The 3,111-nt window shown below is 49.0% G+C and carries 2 protein-coding genes; both read left to right on the top strand.

The annotated features are described in order from the left end of the window. A partial coding sequence (locus VN105_RS15805; RefSeq protein WP_325642495.1) for a FecR family protein occupies window positions 1-1,099 on the top strand: 1,099 nt, incomplete at its 5' end. A 191-nt stretch (window positions 1,100-1,290) separates the two neighbouring features. Next, window positions 1,291-3,111: carboxypeptidase-like regulatory domain-containing protein (locus tag VN105_RS15810; protein ID WP_325642496.1), on the top strand; the 1,821-nt coding region annotated here is incomplete at its 3' end.

A 3,111-nucleotide genomic window follows, 5' to 3' on the forward strand; every position in this document is an offset into this window, starting at 1 on the left:
CCGCTTAAAAAACAGCTGCATGAAGCATTTTGGAGAGGATACCTGGGAGTTTATCCGGGACGACAGTTTTGTTCAATGGGTATTGCATCCGGACGAGGTTAACATCACCCGCTGGGAACAATGGATGGCAGCCCATCCGGAAAGGGTGAGGGATATTGAGAAGGCCCGGAGTATGGTACTGGCATTGGCCAAAGTTCCGCAACCTGCGGTAGATGAAGCCTTGCTGGAAGACTTGTATGCCAGCCTCGACAGGGATATAGCAGTAGGGCATCCAGCTGTGGAAGAAATACCCACCCGCGTAAGAGGCATTGGCCGTTACAGGTGGTGGGGCGCAGCGGCTGCAGCGCTGGCAGGAATAGCATTGGTATCCATCTACCTGAAAAAAGATAACAAAACACCGGTAGCTGCCGCGCTGAACAGCCATATGGAAAATGAACAGCTAACCCGTGTAAATACCAGTAACGCCAGCCAGGTGGCCTGGCTTACAGATGGCTCCACCGTAGTGCTGAACGCCGGCGCCTCTATCCGGCATGATGCGTTTTTATTGCAAAATAAACGGGAGGTATTCCTGAAGGGAGAAGCTTTTTTTGATATCGCAAAAGATGCAGCAAGGCCATTTATTGTATATACACCGGAAATAGGGATCAAAGTACTGGGAACAAGCTTCAGGGTATCCGAAGAAAACGGGAGCCTGACAGTGACCGTAAAAACCGGTAAGATAGCAGTGTATAACCTGGCCGATAAAAAACAGCGGAGCTATGTGGTAACGCCCAACCATAAGATCCGGTTTAATACCCTCACGGCGGCGTTTGTAGCCGATTCGCTGGATAACAACGAACTGGCGGAACTGCAACCCGCGGTACAACCAAAACCTTTCGTATTCGACAATACTGCTGTAACAGACATCTTCCAGGCTATGGAAACAGCTTACAGTATAAAAATAAATGCAAGCGAGGAAGTGTTTGGCAAGTGCATGATCACCACTACCATCACGAACGAATCATTTGAAAATAAACTTAAAATAATCTGCGCGGCCATTAACGCCAGCTATAAGATCAGCGGGGGCGAGGTATATATTACCGGGAAGCCCTGCGGCTAAAAGTATTGTTCACTTGTAATTCCGCTAAAATGTTCCCTGTTATCACGTTTACCTGAAATTATCAACCAAAAAAAGTGGCGATGCGCTAACACCGCCACCTGTAATTTTTTCCTGCAAAGTCTGGACAACTGCAGCAGGAAAGGAATTGTCGTACTAACGTTTTCATTAATCACAACAAAACACTTGAAGTTATGCACAAAATTGCAAACTCCAACCGGGCTGTCATATTTTTTATGAGGGTTACTTTGCTACAAATAGGTTTTCTGCTCTGCCTGATCACCTGCACTTTCGGCCGGAATGTGCATGCCCAGGAGGTACTGAGCAAAAAGGTGTCACTAAACATGCCACCCACAGACCTGCGTAATATCCTCCGGGCTATCACGGAAAAAACTGCCGTGAACTTTACCTACAACAACAGCACATTACCCGCCAAACAGCGTGTGGCCCTGAAAGCCAGCGATGAACAACTGGGCGAACTTTTACCACGTTTACTGAATCCCCTGCACATCACTTTTGAAGTGATCAACGAACAGATTGTGCTGAAGAAAGAAAAAAGCAATGAAGCAGGCATGAATATAGAAGGGCTGAACGTGCTTTTCCAGAAGATCAGCGGTACGGTGAAATCCAACGACGGTGCTGCTTTACCGGGAGTAAACGTAATGGTGGCCGGCACCAACCGGGGAACGGTAACCAACGTAGACGGGCATTTTGAACTGGAAGCAAAGGAAGGCGATGTGCTGATCTTTTCTTCCATTGGCTTTGCACAGCAGCGCGTAACCGTTGGCGCCAATTCCGTGCTGAACATCGTAATGGCGGCATCGGCCACCTCTCTCGATGCAGTGGCCATCACGGCATTGGGCATTAAAAGGAATGTAAGAACACTGGGCTACTCACAGGAAGAAGTAAAAGGAGGGGAAGTGGCCCGCTCCAATGCCCCCAACATCGTAAATGCATTAGCCGGAAAAATGGCGGGTGTAAATGTTACCAGCCCCAATGGTGTAGACGGTGGTACCACCCGCATCGTAATTGGCGGTAACAACACCATCCAGGGCGATAACCAGCCCCTGATCATTGTGGATGGTATGCCTATGGCCAATGACCTTGCACGGCCTTACGATGTGCGCAATGCGCCAACCGGTAGCGCCATGTATGCCGGCAACAATGCCGATGCGTCCAATACCAGCTCCCCAAAGGATTTTGGTAGTCCCATTAACATGATCAACCCTGAAGATATTGAAAGTATCAGTGTGCTGAAAGGCCCTACCGCCGCTGCTTTGTACGGTGGTAAAGGCGCTAACGGCGTAATCCTGATCACTACCAAGAAGGGTACAAAGAGTACCGGTTTGGGCGTAGACTACACCTACGGTTATAAAAATATTGACCCGTACCGTTTCCTCGAATTACAAAATGAATACGGCGCCGGCGGTATGGTGTCGTTAAATACACCGGAATACTTAACAGATGCCAATGGCAATCCAAAGCTCACGGAAGGCTGGACCGGCCTGTACGTGGATCCCAAAACAGGTTCAGGCCCGTATGGTGTAAACACTTACAACCAGGTGGGATGGGCCGGATCCGGCCTTTCCTGGGGACCGAAAATGGATGGTAAAATGATCACCTGGTGGGATGGTTCCCAACAGGCGGATGTGCCGCAACCCGATAATATTAAACTGCTGTTCAGGAACGGAACACAGTCCACGCATAACGTATCCCTTTCCGGTGGCAATGAATGGGGATCTATCCGCGCTTCCTTTTCGAGGCTGGATAACACCGCGGTATTACCCAACAGTGATTACTACCGCAACACCTTTAACCTCGGCGCCAATATGAAGCTCACGAAAAGGGTAAATGTGCAGCTCACTTCTTCCTATATCGTTAATAATTACCACAACCCGCCACAGTTGGGTAACGACGATGCCAATTCCTGGATGAAGAGATTGGTATACAATGCCGGCAGGAACTACCGTGGTGAAGATATCGGCATCTACAAAAATGAAGACGGCTCACAGAAC

This window comes from Chitinophaga sp. (assembly GCF_035564935.1).
Taxonomy (GTDB): Bacteria; Bacteroidota; Bacteroidia; order Chitinophagales; family Chitinophagaceae; genus Chitinophaga.